This is a genomic window from Candidatus Vesicomyosocius sp. SY067_SCS001, from assembly GCF_014706615.1.
GTDB lineage: Bacteria > Pseudomonadota > Gammaproteobacteria > PS1 > Pseudothioglobaceae > Ruthia.
In genome coordinates this window covers 975,626-992,863 of sequence record NZ_CP054877.1, presented here as the reverse complement: position 1 = coordinate 992,863, position 17,238 = coordinate 975,626, and the positions used below count along the sequence as shown (strand labels likewise).

At 32.3% G+C, this 17,238-nt stretch carries 16 protein-coding genes; 14 read left to right on the top strand and 2 right to left on the bottom strand.

The genetic code is table 11. The features are described from left to right. Positions 1-238: 238 nt before the first annotated feature. From HUW60_RS04735 to trpB, 6 genes are all read left to right on the top strand, one after another. Positions 239-730, top strand: coding sequence for a Smg family protein (locus HUW60_RS04735; RefSeq protein ID WP_190600378.1), 492 nt, complete (start codon positions 239-241; stop codon positions 728-730). Then, entirely contained in the window at positions 730-3,063 is a 2,334-nt protein-coding gene (gene topA, locus HUW60_RS04730; RefSeq protein WP_190600377.1) for a type I DNA topoisomerase, read from the top strand. Before HUW60_RS04735 ends, topA begins: the two co-directional genes overlap by 1 nt. A 631-nt stretch (positions 3,064-3,694) precedes the next feature. Next, positions 3,695-3,877 carry a sulfur relay protein DsrC gene (locus tag HUW60_RS04725; protein WP_190600376.1) on the top strand — a complete coding sequence of 61 codons (183 nt, stop codon included), beginning with the start codon at positions 3,695-3,697 and terminating at the stop codon, positions 3,875-3,877. A gap of 11 nt (positions 3,878-3,888) precedes the next feature. Continuing rightward, positions 3,889-4,596, top strand: coding sequence for a hypothetical protein (locus HUW60_RS04720; RefSeq protein ID WP_190600375.1), 708 nt, complete (start codon positions 3,889-3,891; stop codon positions 4,594-4,596). Beyond that, positions 4,597-5,205 carry a phosphoribosylanthranilate isomerase gene (locus tag HUW60_RS04715; protein ID WP_190600374.1) on the top strand — a complete coding sequence of 203 codons (609 nt, stop codon included), beginning with the start codon at positions 4,597-4,599 and terminating at the stop codon, positions 5,203-5,205. Next, on the top strand, positions 5,202-6,407 hold the full coding sequence (trpB, locus tag HUW60_RS04710; protein WP_190600373.1) for a tryptophan synthase subunit beta: 1,206 nt from the start codon (positions 5,202-5,204) through the stop codon (positions 6,405-6,407). The genes HUW60_RS04715 and trpB overlap by 4 nt, the downstream gene beginning before the upstream one ends. 781 nt (positions 6,408-7,188) lie before the next feature. Here trpB and glmU read toward each other — a convergent pair. Together glmU and HUW60_RS04700 are read right to left on the bottom strand one after the other, a co-directional pair. Beyond that, complete coding sequence (glmU, locus tag HUW60_RS04705; RefSeq protein ID WP_190600372.1) at positions 7,189-8,538, bottom strand: bifunctional UDP-N-acetylglucosamine diphosphorylase/glucosamine-1-phosphate N-acetyltransferase GlmU; 1,350 nt, start codon at positions 8,536-8,538, stop codon at positions 7,189-7,191. Between the two features lie 9 nt (positions 8,539-8,547). After that, positions 8,548-9,216 carry a hypothetical protein gene (locus HUW60_RS04700; RefSeq protein WP_190600371.1) on the bottom strand — a complete coding sequence of 223 codons (669 nt, stop codon included), beginning with the start codon at positions 9,214-9,216 and terminating at the stop codon, positions 8,548-8,550. A gap of 210 nt (positions 9,217-9,426) precedes the next feature. Between HUW60_RS04700 and HUW60_RS04695 the strand changes: the two genes are divergently transcribed. The 8 genes from HUW60_RS04695 to HUW60_RS04660 all read left to right on the top strand — a co-directional run bounded on the left by HUW60_RS04695 (position 9,427) and on the right by HUW60_RS04660 (position 17,234). After that, complete coding sequence (locus tag HUW60_RS04695) at positions 9,427-11,832, top strand: heavy metal translocating P-type ATPase (protein WP_190600370.1); 2,406 nt, start codon at positions 9,427-9,429, stop codon at positions 11,830-11,832. Positions 11,833-11,913: 81 nt separating this feature from the next. Continuing rightward, entirely contained in the window at positions 11,914-12,126 is a 213-nt protein-coding gene (gene rpmE, locus HUW60_RS04690; RefSeq protein ID WP_190600369.1) for a 50S ribosomal protein L31, read from the top strand. A gap of 74 nt (positions 12,127-12,200) precedes the next feature. After that, positions 12,201-13,238, top strand: coding sequence for a uroporphyrinogen decarboxylase (gene hemE, locus HUW60_RS04685; RefSeq protein WP_190600368.1), 1,038 nt, complete (start codon positions 12,201-12,203; stop codon positions 13,236-13,238). A 1-nt stretch (position 13,239) separates the two neighbouring features. Next, on the top strand, positions 13,240-14,037 hold the full coding sequence (trpA, locus tag HUW60_RS04680) for a tryptophan synthase subunit alpha (RefSeq protein WP_190600367.1): 798 nt from the start codon (positions 13,240-13,242) through the stop codon (positions 14,035-14,037). Between the two features lie 19 nt (positions 14,038-14,056). Then, positions 14,057-14,905, top strand: a complete 849-nt coding sequence (gene accD, locus HUW60_RS04675) for an acetyl-CoA carboxylase, carboxyltransferase subunit beta (protein ID WP_190600366.1) — start codon at positions 14,057-14,059, stop codon at positions 14,903-14,905. Continuing rightward, entirely contained in the window at positions 14,898-15,305 is a 408-nt protein-coding gene (locus HUW60_RS04670) for an FKBP-type peptidyl-prolyl cis-trans isomerase (protein WP_190600365.1), read from the top strand. Before accD ends, HUW60_RS04670 begins: the two co-directional genes overlap by 8 nt. Continuing rightward, entirely contained in the window at positions 15,302-16,228 is a 927-nt protein-coding gene (gene ispH / locus HUW60_RS04665) for a 4-hydroxy-3-methylbut-2-enyl diphosphate reductase (protein ID WP_190600364.1), read from the top strand. Before HUW60_RS04670 ends, ispH begins: the two co-directional genes overlap by 4 nt. A 67-nt stretch (positions 16,229-16,295) precedes the next feature. Next, the gene (locus tag HUW60_RS04660; protein ID WP_190600363.1) at positions 16,296-17,234 is read left to right on the top strand and encodes a carbohydrate kinase family protein; all 939 of its coding nucleotides are present in this window, start codon (positions 16,296-16,298) and stop codon (positions 17,232-17,234) included. Positions 17,235-17,238 lie beyond the last annotated feature (4 nt).

Genomic DNA, 17,238 nt, shown 5'->3' with positions numbered 1-17,238 from the left:
CAAAAGGCTATCATCAATCTATTAAGAAAGGTGCTAAACTATCTAATTATATTAAAGGCTTGAGTTTACTTATGTAAAAAGTGTAGACAAAATAGACTCTATGCTATTAAAATGTCTGAGTTATTATGTAGTGAGGGTTGATAAATAGTAACCTTAGCTAGTAGCTTATTTTAAGCCTGAAAATAAGGTAGCTTAAATCAACGGATTTAGGTTGTGTAATTAACTAAATGAGATTTTTATGACAAATAATATTCTTGATGTTCTAACTTACATGTTTGATTATCTTTTTGAAGAGGCAGAGCAAGATGCTACTCATGAAATTGATAACACTGAGTTAAAAGCACATCTTTCAGATATCGGATTTGACACAATGCGTATTGATAAAGCACTTAGCTGGCTAGAAAAAATAGCTACCATTCAAGATGGTAAGATTAAGCCGTTTAAAACGACTTATCAAGGTAGTATACGTATTTATACTAAGACTGAAAAAATAAAACTCAATGCTAAATCTAGAGGATTTTTGTTGTTTATGGAAAATATTGGCCAATTAAATGGTAATCAGCGTGAAATGATTATTGATCAGATCATGTTATTGGGTGATGCTAGTATCTCTTTAGAAGACCTTAAGTGGGTAGTGATGATGGTATTAGGTAATAGTATTGATGGTGAAACGTCAACACAATGGTTAGAATCAATCGTGTTTCTTGATGAAAATCGCACTATTCAATAATGGTAAAAAATCTTGTTATTGTCGAGTCTCCTACCAAAGCCAAAACTATTGAAAATTTTTTAGGTAAAGACTTTAGCGTTAAATCTAGTATTGGTCATATTCGTGATATGCCTAAGAAAAATATGGGTATAGATATTGAGAATAATTTTACCCCTACCTATGAAATCATCCCAGACAAGAAAAAGGTGGTTGCCGATTTACGTAAGGCTGTAAAGGTAGCAGAAAAAGTTTATCTTGCAACAGATGAAGATCGTGAGGGTGAAGCTATTGCTTGGCATTTATTAGAAACACTTAATTTGCCTAAAGATACTCCAAGAATTGTTTTTCATGAAATTACTAAAAATGCAATTATTAATGCTATTGCAGAGCCTAGAATAGTTAATTGTAAACTAGTAGATGCTCAACAAGCACGTCGTATTATTGATAGATTAGTGGGTTTTGAAATATCCCCTATTTTATGGCGAAAGATTTCTGGTGCTCGTTCTGCTGGTAGGGTGCAATCTCCAGTGGTACGTCTTGTGGTAGAAAGAGAACGAGAAATTAGTAATCATATTGATAATTCTACTTACAAAGTTAAAGCAGAGTTATCGAACGAAGGTGGTGAGATATTTAAGGTTAAATTGAATAAAGAGTTTAAATCTAAACAGAAAGTATTAGCCTTTACTAATACACTTTTATCGGCTAACTTAAGCATTATATCAATTGAAAAAAAAGCCTTTAAACGCTTTCCTAAACCCCCTTTTATTACTTCAACTTTACAACAAGAAGCCTTTCAAAAATTAGGATTTTCAGTTAAACAAACCATGATCTTGGCACAAAATTTATATCGTAAGGGTTTTATTACTTATATGCGAACTGACTCATTTATTTTATCAGAAACTGCAATTGAGGCAATTCACAAAATTATTGTAAGAGAATTGGGCAGTGAATATTATAACAGAAGACGATATAAGTCTAAAGACTCCGGAGCACAGGAAGCACATGAAGCGATTCGTCCAACTGATTTAACGAGGCCTAATATTTTTGATATTGAAGAGCAAGCTGCTAAATTATATAGCCTTATTTACAAACGTACTTTGTCTTGTCAAATGAGCGATGCTCAGTTACAAAAAACTAAAATAAAAATTAACATTGAAGGACTTGATGAGATATTTATAGCGAATGGAGAATTGTTGGTATTTTCAGGCTTTTTAAGGATTTATGATTACCTCTTGTCAGAAGATAAATTATTACCAAGGTTAAACAAAGGTAATACGTTAAATTTAGTTAATTTTAAAGCTAGAGAGAGCTTTTCTCGTGCTAAGCCACGTTATACTGAAGCTTCATTGGTAAAAAAAATTGAAGAAATGGGCATTGGTAGACCTTCAACATTTGCTACTATGGTATCCACAGTGCAAGATAGAAATTATGTCACAAAAAAAATTGTAAGAGGTGTGGAACGTGAGTATCAACTGATTGAAATTAAAAATAATCAAGTCATTCAGTCACAATCAAGTGAAGTAATAAGAGGTGAAAAGAATAAACTATTTCCAACTAATATTGCTTATTTACTTACTGATTTTTTAGTCAAATATTTTAATAATATTATTGATTATAAATTTACTGCTAAACTTGAAAGTGATTTTGATATTATAGCTACACAAAATATTTCATGGAAAGGTGTGGTTAAGGATTTTTATATCCCTTTTCATCAAAAAATAGAAGATGCTGCAAATATTTCTAGAGAAGAAATCCACGGCATGCGTAAGCTTGGAGTGGATCCAAAAAGTGACAAACCCGTTAGCGTTCGTGTTGGCAGGTATGGTGCTTTTGTCCAGATTGGACATACAGACGATAAAGATAAACCAACCTTTGCCCCCTTTAGAGGTTTATTAGATATTGAAAGCATCACCCTTAATGAAGCTTTAGAATTATTTAATATGCCTCGTAACCTTGGTAAAACTGATAATTTTGGCACTATTAAAGCTAATTACGGCCGTTTCGGTCCCTATATTCAATATGGCAAAAAATACGTTTCGCTTAAAGAAGATATCCCAGAAGAAGTCAGCCTAGAAAAAGCACTGGAACTCATTCAAATTAAAGAAAAATTTGATTCTGAACGTATTATTAAAATATTCGATGGTTCTGATATACAGCTCCTTAACGGTCGTTTTGGCCCTTATATCTGGAATGGAAAAAAGAAAGGTAAGGGCCAAAAAAATATTACTATTAAGAAAGTTTTTGGCGATAAACCTATAGCAAATTTAACCCTTGAAGAATGTAAAAAAGCTATTTCCGGCAAACTGAAACTAAAAAAGAAGATAGTTAAGAAAGAGGTTACTAAAAATAGTTAGTGCAATAAAACACTTATCAATTTAATTATTGAGTTTTGATATTCAATTTTTTTCAACAAATAGATAGAAATAAAACAGAAATAGAAAATTTTTTTTCTAAATTATTACAGTAATATAAACTACTAATATATATTAAAGTAAGAATATTTCAAAGATACAGGTTTTATTAAACAAACTTTTTAAAATCTAACAACTTGTATGGAGAAGTACATATTTTCTCTAAAGAATTGGATAAAAATCTATTAATGAGCAATCAGAAAGTATAGAAAATCTAGATATCATAGATATCATTAATTTAGAAGTGTGAGATATCTAAAAAAATTAAGAGATATTAGGTTGTTAGATTTTATTTAAAAAGTATTTATAAGAAATTATAGGAGCCAATGGCATGATTATTGATATAAGAGTGCTAAAAGTTTTAATAAGGGTTACTAAATTAGTAATTGTCAACAAAAAATAGGTTTTAGCGGTATAACATAATATCATTAATTAATGAAGGATAAAAAAAGATAGCATACGGAGTTTATGAGCAAGATGAACATATTTACTTGATATTAAAAGACTTGTAAATTAGGTTAATATAAATCAAGTCATACAAGTGTAAAATATTAAATTTTTTCTCTGAAAGATTATGTTATTATTAAGCGAAGTTATTATTTCTAATCCACATGTGGAGAATTTTGAGGAATTGGTTGTTGTTTTAGGAAAGGTGTCTAAAAGATCTGATGAACTGTTTTTTAGGATGGACGTGAAACCTGATTATATTGATGTTCCCAATAATTGGGAAGATCGCTTAGAAGCCTCTTTTTATTAAGAAGTACCTGGATGGGAAAGTATTTAAATAAACAGCAAATCTTTGATGCTGAAGATGGTGAAGATTTATACGCTAATGAGGAGCAACTTAAGTCTAGACTTAAGTTTTTTGACAATAAAATTCAGTTGCAAACTGATGACACTCCTGTTAAAGAGAAAATTAATAATTTATTAGAAATTGGTAGAATTCAAGTTGAGCGTTATAAGAGTTTAGATGCTTGGGAAAAAGCATTTATTGCCTTTGGCATTGCAAGGGATAATGAGCTTTGGGAATTAGCAGTTGAGGCTTGTGATGTTATGTTTTTATCCGAAGAACCAAATGCTTTAAAGGCATTAGGTCATGCGTTGTGGTTGGGTGTTACTTTTCCAATTAATCCAGAATTAAGCGTTGCTATGTTACAACATTTGGTTGATGAATCGCCAAAAGAGACAGATACTTGTGCTATAGCTGCTACAACAGCGCATTATATTACTTCTATGCGTTGTGGTGCGGATGACGATTTAATTTTTTTCTCATCACAGATGATGGCATCTGTTGCAGATAAGCATTCTAATGTGACTGATCAGTCAACTTTTGATTTATGGTATAAAACTTTACAGTTAGACAAACCAAAGGTGTTTTTGAAAAAACTTTCAGGTGCTATTGATCAATTAGTAGTTGATGATTGGTGGATTGATAAAGATAAGATTAAGATAAAATTAGATGTTGATGGTAAGTAGATGAGAATTAAGGTTTGTGGATTTACCAGTGTAGATAATGCTAATCAAGCTACCATGCTTGATATTGATGCAATTGGCTTGGTGTTTTATGACAAATCCCCACGTTATGTGAATATTGTAACTGCGATTGATATTGTTAATGTATTGCCACCATTTGTGAATCGTGTGGGGTTGTTTGTGAATTCTGACTCTAATTTTATTGATAAGGTGTTATGTAAAGTACCTTTGGATACTTTACAATTTCATGGAGATGAGCCAGCACATGAATGTGCTCAATATGCCATACCATTTATTAAGGCGCTTCATATGAATGTACAGACTAATGTCAAAAAGATGGCAGATGAGTATCATCAGGCTAGTGGTTTATTGTTAGATGTGTTCAACAAAGATATTTATGGTGGTACAGGTGAAAATTTTGATTGGCGTTTGGCCCAGGTTGATATTAATCTACCTATTATTTTAGCAGGCGGGCTTAATTCTAATACGGTAGCTAATGCTATTAATCAAGTACATCCTTATGGGGTTGATGTGTCAAGCGGCGTTGAAAGTGAAAAAGGAATTAAAGATATTAATAAGATTAAACAATTTATTCAGAAAGCGAACTTATGAGTAATTATAATTTACCAGATAATAATGGTCATTTTGATAAGTATGGTGGTATTTTTATTGCGGAAACGCTTATTACAGCTGTTTTTGAACTTAAAGATGCTTATACTAGATTTAAAAATGATCCTAAATTTATTTGTGAATTTGAGCAAGATTTAAAGCATTATGCTGGTCGTGAAACACCACTTTACTATGCGAAAAATTTAAGCAAGAAGTTAGATGGAGCTCAAATCTATCTTAAACGCGAAGATTTAAATCATACAGGTTCGCATAAAATTAATAATACTATTGGCCAAGCATTACTTGCTAAACGTATGGGGAAAACACGTATTATTGCCGAAACAGGTGCTGGTCAACATGGGGTAGCAACGGCAACTGTTGCAGCGCGTTTAGGTTTGGAGTGTGTGGTTTATATGGGAGAGGTGGATGTAGCTCGACAATCTCTGAATGTATTTAGAATGAAGTTATTAGGCGCTAAGGTTATTCCAGTTACTTCAGGTTCAAAAACACTTAAAGACTCTCTTAATGAAGCGATGCGTGATTGGGTGAAGAACATTGATAATACGTTTTATATTATTGGTACAGTAGCAGGGCCACATCCTTATCCAATGATGGTGCGAGATTTTCAAAGTATTATTGGCAAAGAAGCAAAATTACAATTTCATAATCAAGTAGGTGGTTTACCAGATGCTTTGGTGGCTTGTGTGGGTGGTGGTTCTAATGCGATTGGTTTATTCTATGCATTTATTGATAATGCTTCAGTTGAGATTTATGGTGTTGAAGCAGCAGGATATGGATTGGAAAAAGGCCCAAGTGCACATGCCGCCCCACTTTGCGCAGGTAGTGTTGGTGTATTACATGGTAATCGCACTTATTTAATGGAAGATGAGAATGGGCAAATTATTGAGGGGCATTCAATTTCAGCAGGTCTTGACTATCCAGGAGTTGGGCCTGAACATGCGTATTTAAAAGATAGTGGTCGTGCACAATATATGTCGATTACTGATGAAGAAGCATTAGAAGCATTTCATATACTTACTAAAATTGAGGGTATTTTACCAGCATTAGAATCTTCCCATGCTGTGGCTTATGGTATCAAGCTTGCAAAAAAATTAGGTAAAAATAAAAATATTATTATTAACCTTTCTGGTCGTGGTGATAAGGATATTCACACTATTGCACAAATTGAAGGTATTGAATGTTAATAAATATGAGTTAAAAGATTTATAAGAAAATTCTTTTGAATAGGATTAATTTATATCTTTTTTTGTAAATACTATATTATGTATCAAAAAATTAATTTAAAATTATTAGACTATTTTACTGAAGATTTATTTCAGAGATGTTATTGTAGTGTAAAGATCAATCTAGGTGTTTATTATCATAATAATTATTTTTCATGAGTCTTTCATGGATAACTTTATAGTTGGAAAGTATTTATATTTTTAAGGTGTATCGCTATGTTTTCCATAAATAAGGTATTTTTTAATGTGTATAACATAACACCAATTTTTAATTGGTGAAGTTACTAACTGTATTAGTAATCATATAATTAAGCAGATATTTTCTTATTTGTTTTTTATTAAACATGATATTTTCACTAAAATTTATTGTGTATTAGTAATATGTATGTTTCTCGATAAGGTAGTTATGGTATAAATAATAACTAGGTAGACTACTGTTATGTTTAGTTGGTTAATACTTTATAATGGAAGTAAATTTAAATTGATTTATAGTATTATAGTAATACTAAATAAAAAGGTGGATAAGTAGAGTAAATACAGTAAATTTTATTTTTAATATTGTGAATAGCAGGTGTAATGCTATCAATTGTGTAAATATACATATCTAAGACAGCATATCTTCTCTACTAATCTTAAAATAATCACTACCTTTGGTAGATTGACAAATTGGTATTATGGCGCTAATTAGTTTCCAGAAGAATAATAGAAACCATTAATCATCAAACATTTCAAGGAAGTGTATTTATTTTTTAAAATTGTATTTTAGGTTTTTTTGTTTAGTACGGCTTAAACTTAACTGATTTTCAGATACTGATTTTGTGATGGTAGAGCCTGCACCGATTTTGGCATTTTTACCAATTTTGATGGGGGCAATTAGCTGAGAGTCAGAACCAATGAATGCACCATCAGCAATCATAGTTTGGTGTTTGTTGACACCATCAAAATTGCAAGTAATAACACCTGCGCCAATATTAACGTTTTTGCCAATGGTAGCATCACCCACATAGCTAAGATGGGAAATCTTGGTGTTTTTACCAATTGTTGATTTTTTAATTTCAACAAAATTACCAATTTTAGCATGGGTTTGGATATGGGTTTGTGGGCGAATATGTACAAATGGCCCGATAGTGACACCTTCTCCAATAACGGCATCTTCAATAACGCAGTTTGGAAAAATTGATACATGATTACCAATTATAGTGTTTTTTATAATACAATTCGGTTCAATTGTAGTGCTATTACCAAGTGCTACTTCACCTTCAATGAGTGTGTTAATATCAATTTCGCAATTCTGTCCAAAGGTTAAGTTACCTCGGCAATCAAATCTAGCAGGATCTTTTAAGCCAAGCCCTTGTTGCATAAATTGTGTTGCTTGATCTTTCTGGAAAAGACGTTCTAATTCTGCTAGTTGTACTTTGTCATTTACACCTAATACCTCAAATTTATTTTTGCTAATAATGGATGAAATAGTTTTTTCATCAGCAACCGCACAAGCAATAATATCAGTTAGATAAAGCTCACCTTGGGTATTTTTTGAGTCAATTTCGTTTAAATATTGCTTTAATAACTGTGAATTTACAGCCATGATTCCTGTATTAACTTCGTTAATATTCAGTTGCATATTACTTGCATCTTTCTGTTCAACAATGGCTTGTATCTGTTTATTATTACGAATAATACGTCCATACCCAGTTGGGTTGTCTAAAATAACAGATAATAAGGCAATGTCATCTTGTTGCGTCTTATTGATTAAATCGGATAATGTGGATCTTTTAATTAGTGGAACATCACCATATAGTATGAGTGAAATTGAATTACTTTCAATATACGGCATTACTTGTGCTACGGCGTGCCCAGTACCTAATTGTTTAATTTGTTTAACCCAGTTAATATTAGGATTATTAATTTTTTGTTGTACTTGCTTGCCTTCAAAGCCGTAAGCTATATGAATTTTATTACACAAGGTTTTAACTTGAGACAGGACATGTTCCAATAAAGTGTTGTTTGATAATATTTGTAAGACTTTTGGTTTAGTAGAATTCATGCGCGTACCTTTGCCTGCTGCTAGAATAATAGCGTGAATATTATTCATAATGACAACTTAAAAATCCTCTACAATTGGATTTTGATCGAGATAAGATTGGGTAACTCCAGGCACAATAAAACTTATAGTGCCAATCACTTGTTCATCTTTTCGACCTATACTATAAATTGCAGCGCGCATTCGCATGGGTGCATTTTTAAAAATATCAGAAAAATTACGTGATTTACGTGATTGTGTAATAAATTCATCCTTACTGATAAAAGTGTATTTAATATTTTGCTTTTGGTAGGCTTCATTCTCAAAATCAGCGATTATTTTAGTAAATTCATGTTTATTAAAAGTGCTGGCATTAATTTGAATAATATCTAATTTATTGTAGCCATCTTCAATTAAGACTAAATCAAATTGTGTTTTTAATACATAAAATATTTTCTTAATTTTACTCACGTCAGTTAGTGTCATTATCAGCACAATAGAAACAAGTTTGTCATTTAAAAACCGGAAAGCAATTTCAGCTTTCTCACCTGCTAATGAGTGATTTTTCATACACATGGTGCCTTTTTCGTATTTATCAGAACAATCTTCTAATGGGTGTGATTTTTGTAAATAAGCTCTTGGTGTACCAATTAAGTATTGTTTATAAAGATGAACTGGAGGTTCAGAGATGCTTTGATTGCTAAAGAATAACAAATTAAGTAGTACGAGTTGTATGGATAATTTATTCATAGACTAAGTACAAAATGTGATTTACACGTCGAAAAATATAGAACGTATATTATTATGTGAGAAATAATAGGCGTAGTTAGTTATCATTTGCTGAGTTTTTATGTGAAAGAGTTGTTGTTTTGTGGATTGCATCAATTGTATCAAGCTAATGAAAGGTTTGGGTTGATATTGTAAACGTTTAACGGTATAAATACAATAAAATCAACTACTATGAGTAATACCTGTTATCATTGTGGATTAGAAGTTATTATACGTAATCAAGTTAGAGTACCAATTGAGGGTAAACAGCAAGACTTTTGTTGTTTTGGTTGTGCAAGTGTATGTAAAACTATCTATCTAAGCGGCCTAAGCTCTTTTTATCATCAGAAAACTAATTCATTATTACCTGCAATTGATTTGGAATATCCAATAGAGTTTTATGATGCACCGGCTTTTCAGCAACCTTTTTTAGAGTCTTCTTATGAAAGTGGTATTAAAACTATCACTTTAATTAGCAATACCATTCATTGTGCTGCTTGTGTGTGGTTAATTGAGAGAGCGGTTAATGCGCTTAATGGAGTACTTTTAGTACGAGTTAATTTAACTGATAAGCGTATTCGTCTTAGTTGGACTGATACTGATATTCAGTTGTCTGTAATTATGCAAAAATTAGCAGACCTTGGATATTCAGCAATACCATATGAACAAGATGTAGCTGAATCTATTGCTAATAAAATCAATCGATTGATACTTTATCGTATTGGTTTTAGTGCGTTTACGATGATGAATTTATTATGGATTTCAATTGCTTTGTACACAGGGGCAACAGACGGTAAATACCATCATTATTTTCAATGGTTAAGTTTTGTATTAGCGACTCCTACTCTATTTTATGCGGGTATGCCATTCCTTAAAAATGCTTATTTTGGACTTAAAAATAATTTTATGAATATGGATGTGCCAATTAGTATCGGTGCTTTAAGTACGTATTTTTATTCTGTATATGTGTTGTTTGGATTATCTGCTAAGAATGAAGTATATTTTGACACAGTGGTTAATTTTATATTTGTGATTTTAATTGGACGTTATCTTGAAAGTTCGGTTAAAAAATCTACCTTATCAGCCTCTAGTACATTGCAGCAGTTGCAACCTAAGGTTGCTTATGTAATTAGTAAAGGTGAGGAACAAATTACCCCAGTAAGTTTAATTAAAATAAGTGATACTGTCTTAATTAAACCTGCAGGGCGCATAGCTGTAGATGGAATTGTTTTGTCAGGCAATAGTGAAGTAGATGAGTCACTATTAACAGGCGAGTCTTTATTGATTAGAAAACAATCTGGTGATAAGGTGTTTGCTGGTTCAATTAATGCTAGTGGGAGTTTGATAATCAAAGTAACTAAAACTTTAAGGAACTCAGCTTTGGGACAAATTGTGAGTTTAGTTGAAACTACTAAATATAATAAAAGCTCAATTATTTGTATGCTTGATAAAATTATTCCTTATTTTGTTGTCATGACAATCTTATTGGCAATAGTGACCTTTATTTATTGGTATCCATATGATTTTGATTTGGCATTATTAAGTGCTACTAGTGTACTAATTATCACTTGTCCTTGTGCATTTGGTTTAGCTACACCAATGAGTGTTGCAGTTGCAAGTGGTGTAGCGATTAAAAAAAAAATACTCATTAAAAACAGCAATGCGTTGGAAGTATTAGATAAAGTGGATTGGGTAGTTTTTGATAAAACTGGAACTCTTACTAGAGGTAAATTTAGTATTAGCCACATTGAAACTGTGATTGATAAAACAAGTTTTATCAATATCATGAGAAGTATTGAAAGGTATTCTGAACATCCATTAGCTAAGGCAATTGTTGATATTGATTTTGTTAGTAAATATTTAGAAGTTAGTGGATTTTACGCTGACTATGGGCAAGGAGTTAGTGGTATTATTGATCAACAACGGTATACAATTGGTAATCTATCTTATGTGGATATTCATCATAAGGTAAATACTGATTTATTAAATAAATCTATTATATTAGAGGAACAAGGCGCTAGTTGTATTTGGTGTGCCACTGAATCTAAAGTGTTGGGGTTTGTTATTTTACAGGATAAGATTAAATTAGATGCTGCTAAGGTTGTTAATCAGCTTAGATCTATAGGCAAGCAAGTTAGTATATTAAGTGGTGATAGTAAAATAGTGACTCAATCGATTGCCTCAGAGTTAGGTATTGAACATATAATTTCGCAAGCCTTACCAAAAGATAAAGCTAATTATATAAAACAATTACAACAAAGACATATAGTACTTATGGTAGGTGATGGAGTGAATGATGCTCCTGCTCTTGTTCAGGCTGATGTTAGTATTGCTATTGGTTCAGGTAGTGATGTATCGGTTAATAGTGCAGACTTGATTATCTTAGAACCTACAATTAACCCAATCATTGATCTGATTAACTTGGCAAAGCATACTAATAGTATTATTAGACAAAATATTATTTTTGCATTATTGTATAATACTTTTATGATACCATTGGCTATGATGGCAAAGGTTACGCCATTATTTGCAGCTATTGTTATGCCTATTAGTTCATTAATTGTGATTGTTAATGCAGCGCGTCTAAGAAACAATTAAAAATAGTATTTTTATGAGTTTCAAACAGTATATAATAAATCTCCATTAATTTTACGATTTTAGAAAATAGTTAATATTAATATGAAAACAAGCATTCATCCTAATTATAATGACGTTCAGGTTATTTGTTCATGTGGCAATACCTTTAAGACTCGTTCAACTATTGATAAGAAGGAGTTGCATTTGGATGTATGCTCTAGTTGTCATCCTTTTTATACAGGTAAGCAAAAAATTATGGATAGTGCAGGACGTGTTGAGAAATTTAAATCACGCTATGCTAGTTTTAAAAGATAAGAAGACAAAAGTCAATAAAAAGCCACGAGAGTGGCCTTTTTTATGAGTGTTTACTTTTTTTATATTTAAAGCGTATGTCATTTGATTATATTAATGCCTTATTAAAAAAACCCACCTCACGTACGCCTATTTGGATAATGCGTCAAGCGGGGCGTTATTTGCCAGAGTATCGTGCAACACGTGCAAAAGCTGGAGATTTTCTAACGTTATGTAAATCACCAGAGTTGGCTTGTGAGGTTACGATGCAGCCTATTGATCGATTTGACTTAGATGCAGCTATTTTATTCTCAGATATTTTAACGATTCCTGATGCAATGGGTTTAGGTTTGTATTTTATGGAAGGTGAAGGGCCAAAATTCAGAAATCCAATTAAAAATCTGAAAGATATTAAAAAAATATCTACTGACCTTAATAACGATTTAAGTTATGTTTTCGACGGGGTTTCAACCATTAAAAAATCATTGAATAATCGTATACCTTTGATTGGATTTAGTGGCAGTCCATGGACTTTGGCGACTTATATGATTGATGGTGGAGGTAGAGTCTTTGCTAGTACTAAAAAAATGCTATTTAATGATCCAGAAGCGTTACACTTATTGTTAATGAAGTTGACACAAAGTGTGATTGCTTATCTTAATCAACAGATCGTATCAGGCGTAGATAGTGTAATGGTTTTTGACACTTGGGGGGGTGTATTATCTGCACACAATTATTTAGATTTTTCATTATATTATATGGCAAAAATAGTTAAAGGTGTTAAAGCCCAACATCCAAATATTCCCATTACGTTATTTAGTAAAAATGGTGGTAAGTATTTAACGCATATTGCTGATACAGGATGTGATGGAGTAGGTATAGATTGGACAGTAGAACTTTATCAAGTGCAACAAGAAGTGGGTAATAAAGTTGCTATTCAGGGTAATCTTGATCCAGCTGTTTTGTATGCTACACCTGAAGTAATTGAACGTGAAGTTCAAAAAGTATTGTCACAATTTAAAGGAGATACAGGTTATATTTTTAATCTTGGTCATGGCATTACCCCTGATGTTGATCCTGAAAATGTAAAGGTATTGGTTGATTATGTGCATACATTTAGTAAGGAATGTAGATAATATGTCGCGTCTTAGTAGAGTATTTCTTAATTCATCTAAAAATCATAAGGTATTTATCCCATTCATTACTGCAGGTGATAGTGGACTTGATAATACCTTTGAGTTGATGCAGGTGTTAGTTAAAAATGGTGCAGATGTGATTGAACTTGGTGTGCCATTTTCAGATCCGATGGCTGATGGTCCTGTTATTTCTAGGTCATATGAGCGGGCGGTAAAGGATGGCGTTAGTTTATTTGATGTATTTACTGTGGTTAAGAAATTTAGACAAATCAATGATACAACAGCCATCGTGTTGATGGGTTATTTAAATCCGATTGAAGTTTTTGGTTATCAATCTTTTGCCAATGCTGCTAGTGAAAGTGGTGTTGATGGTGTATTGGTGGTGGATATGCCACCAGAAGAAGCCTATGGCTTAAAGCAAATCTTGGATGGTGTTGGAATTAATTTTATATTTTTGGTTGCGCCAACGACAATGGATGAGCGTTTGGTATTTTTAGCTACTATTGCCTCAGGCTTTATTTATTTTGTTTCCCTTAAGGGTGTAACGGGTGCAGAATATTTGGATATTAATCTGGTTAAAACATATATTTTAAGAATTCGTCAAGCAATTGATCTGCCTATTGGAGTAGGATTTGGTATTAAAGATGCAATAAGTGCAAAGATGGTGGCTGAATATGCTGATGCAGTTATTGTAGGTTCGTCATTAGTTGTATTGGTTGAGAGATATGCGAATGATAGAACTAAAATGTTAACAAGTGTTGGGTATTTGGCAAATGAGATTTCTACCATAATTAAATAGTTAAAATAAGGAAAAGAGTATGAGTTGGTTGGAAAAAATTTTACCTTCTATTACTAGTGTAGTGAAAAAAGATATTCCCAAAGGTTTGTGGAGTAAGTGCCCTAAGTGTGAAACCACGCTTTATTCAGAAGAGTTAAAAACATTGAATTATGTTTGCCCTAAGTGTGATTATCATATTCGTCTTACTGCTAGGGCTCGTATTGATGGATTTTTAGACAAGAAAGGACAGGAAGAAGTTGCTGCTAATTTGAGTGCAGTTGATCCTCTAAAGTTTAAAGATCAAAAAAAATATAAAGACCGTTATTTACAAGCGCAAAGGATTACCCATGAAAAAGATGCGCTTGTAGTTAAAATAGGAACACTCAACGGTATAAAGGTTGTGGTTGTAGCTTTTGAATTTAAGTTTATGGGTGGTTCTATGGGCTCTGTTGTCGGTGAAAAGTTTGTTCGCGCTGCAAAAATAAGCATTAAAACTAATATACCACTGATTTGTTTTTCAGCCTCAGGTGGTGCGCGTATGCAGGAAGGTCTTTTTTCGTTAATGCAGATGAGTAAAACAGCTTTAATAATTAAATTACTAAGTGATATAAAAGTACCTTTTATTTCGATTTTGACTGATCCAACTATGGGTGGTGTTTCTGCTAGTTTTGCTATGCTGGGAGATATTAATATTGCTGAACCAAGTGCATTGATTGGGTTTGCTGGCCCTAGAGTGGTTAAACAAACAGTACGTGAAGCATTGCCAGAAGGTTTTCAGCGTAGTGAATTTTTGTTAGACAAAGGTGCGATTGACATGATTGTGCATCGTTCTGAGTTACGTACTCAAGTACATAGAATATTAAGCGCTATGACGTTTAATAATGACTAAATACAAAATCTTTTATAAATTTAGTCATGCAAATGGTACTTTGATTGATGAGTCTTGGGATGATCCACTTGAATTTGAACTGGGTGATGGTCAGTTAGATTTTTGCTTAGAGTTATGTGTTATTAACGCTCAAGTTGGAAAACTGCAAACTTTCCTTTTAAGTGCATCAGAAGCATTTGGTAATGAACTAGAAGAGGCCTTTCAGACTATGAAACGTTTAGATTTCCCACAAACTATGATGATTGAGTTAGATTCTGTTATTGAATTCAAAACTCCTATAGGAGATTCTTATGTAGGCTGTATTGATAAAATTAAGAATGATGATATTACCGTTAATTTTAATCATCCACTGGCTGGTAATGATGTCTCCTTTCAGGTAAAAATACTTCAAAAACAATGAAAGTTTTATTGGCAAATCCACGTGGATTCTGTGCTGGTGTTGACCGTGCAATTGAAATTGTGGAGTGTGCGTTAAAGTTGCATGGCGCACCAGTATATGTTCGTCATGAGGTGGTACATAATAAATTTGTAGTTGATGGGCTAAAGAATAAAGGTGCTGTTTTTGTTGAGAATATTGCTGATGTGCCTAATAATCAAGTAGTTATTTTTAGTGCACATGGTGTATCAATTGCAGTACGTAGGCAAGCACAAAATATAGGCGCAATTATTTATGATGCTACCTGTCCTTTGGTTACTAAGGTGCATAAAGAAGTTGCTAGAAAACAAAAACAAAATTATCAGGTGATTTTAATTGGTCATAAAGGTCATCCAGAGGTTGAGGGTACGTTAGGGCAATCTAGTGAGAATAATTGTATTCAATTAGTGGAAACAATTGAAGATGTCGAGCGTTTAAATTTATCAAAAAATATGTCATTTTCTTATACAACACAAACTACACTTTCAATTGATGATACTCAACTTATTATAGATTGTTTAAAATTAAGAATTCCTACTATTGACATGCCTAAGAAAGATGATATTTGTTATGCAACGCAAAATCGTCAAGATGCAGTTAAAATTTTGATGCAATTTTCTAGTATATTGTTGATATTAGGTTCTAGTAATTCATCCAATTCAAATCGTCTTAGAGAAATTGCTGAAAAAATAGGTATTCCTGCCTATCTAATTGATGGTATTGATGATATTGATGAATTATGGTTTAAAGGTGTTGATACAATAGGCGTAACTGCAGGTGCTTCTGCGCCAGAAGTTATAGTTCAAGAAGTTGTTGATTTTTTACGAGATAAGGGTGTAACTAAAGTTATTGAAGTGAGTGGCGTAAAGGAAAATATTCATTTTCCAGTACCAAAAGAATTAAGATAGTAACTTTTATTTATCATAGACATATCAAGTTAATTGAATATTTTAAAAATAGAAAGAAAAAAATAATATGACAAAAATAGCATTAATTTGTGGCTCTTATGCTTTTGATAGTATCATGGTGTTTCATGATCATTTTAATAACCATATTTTACCAGATAGAGTACATATGCTAAATGTATCATTTTTAGTGTCAACTATGCGTAAAGAGTTTGGCGGTTGTGCTGGTAATATTGCTTATAACTTACATTTATTAGGAGCTAAATCAGTGCCAATGGCAACAGTTGGCACTGACTTTACACCTTATTTAGCATGGATGAAAAAGTGTCATATGAATACCGCATATATTAAAATTATCGAAGATCAATATACAGGTCAGGCATTTATTACCACTGATATGAGCGACAATCAAATTACTATTTTTCATTCTGGTGCGATGGATCAGTCGCACCAGAATAAGGTATCTGATGTTGGTATGGTTGATATTGGTATTGTGTCCCCTGATGGACGTACTGGAATGATTGAACATGCGGAACAATTTAAGCAGTTAAATATCCCATTTATTTTTGATCCAGGTCAGGGTATGCCAATGTTTTCAGGTGAAGAGTTAATCAATTTTATTGAACAATCTAGTTATGTGGTAGTGAATAGCTATGAATCACAAATGTTACAAGATAGAACTGGACTAAATTTGGAGAATATTGCTATAAAAGTAAAGGCGCTCTTTATCACTAAAGATATACAAGGTTCAGAGATTCATACTGAAGGAAAAGTAATCAATATTACTCCTGTTAAAGTAGATGTTTCTCAAGATCCAACAGGTTGTGGAGATGCTTATCGTGCAGGACTTTTATATGGTTTAATGAATAATATGGATTGGAAAACTATAGGACAACTGGCAGGTTTACTTGGTGCTATTAAAGTTACACATTTAGGCGCTCAAAATCACCAATTTGATATGGGTTATATTGAAAAATATTATCAAGATAACTATGGAGAGTTATTATAATCAA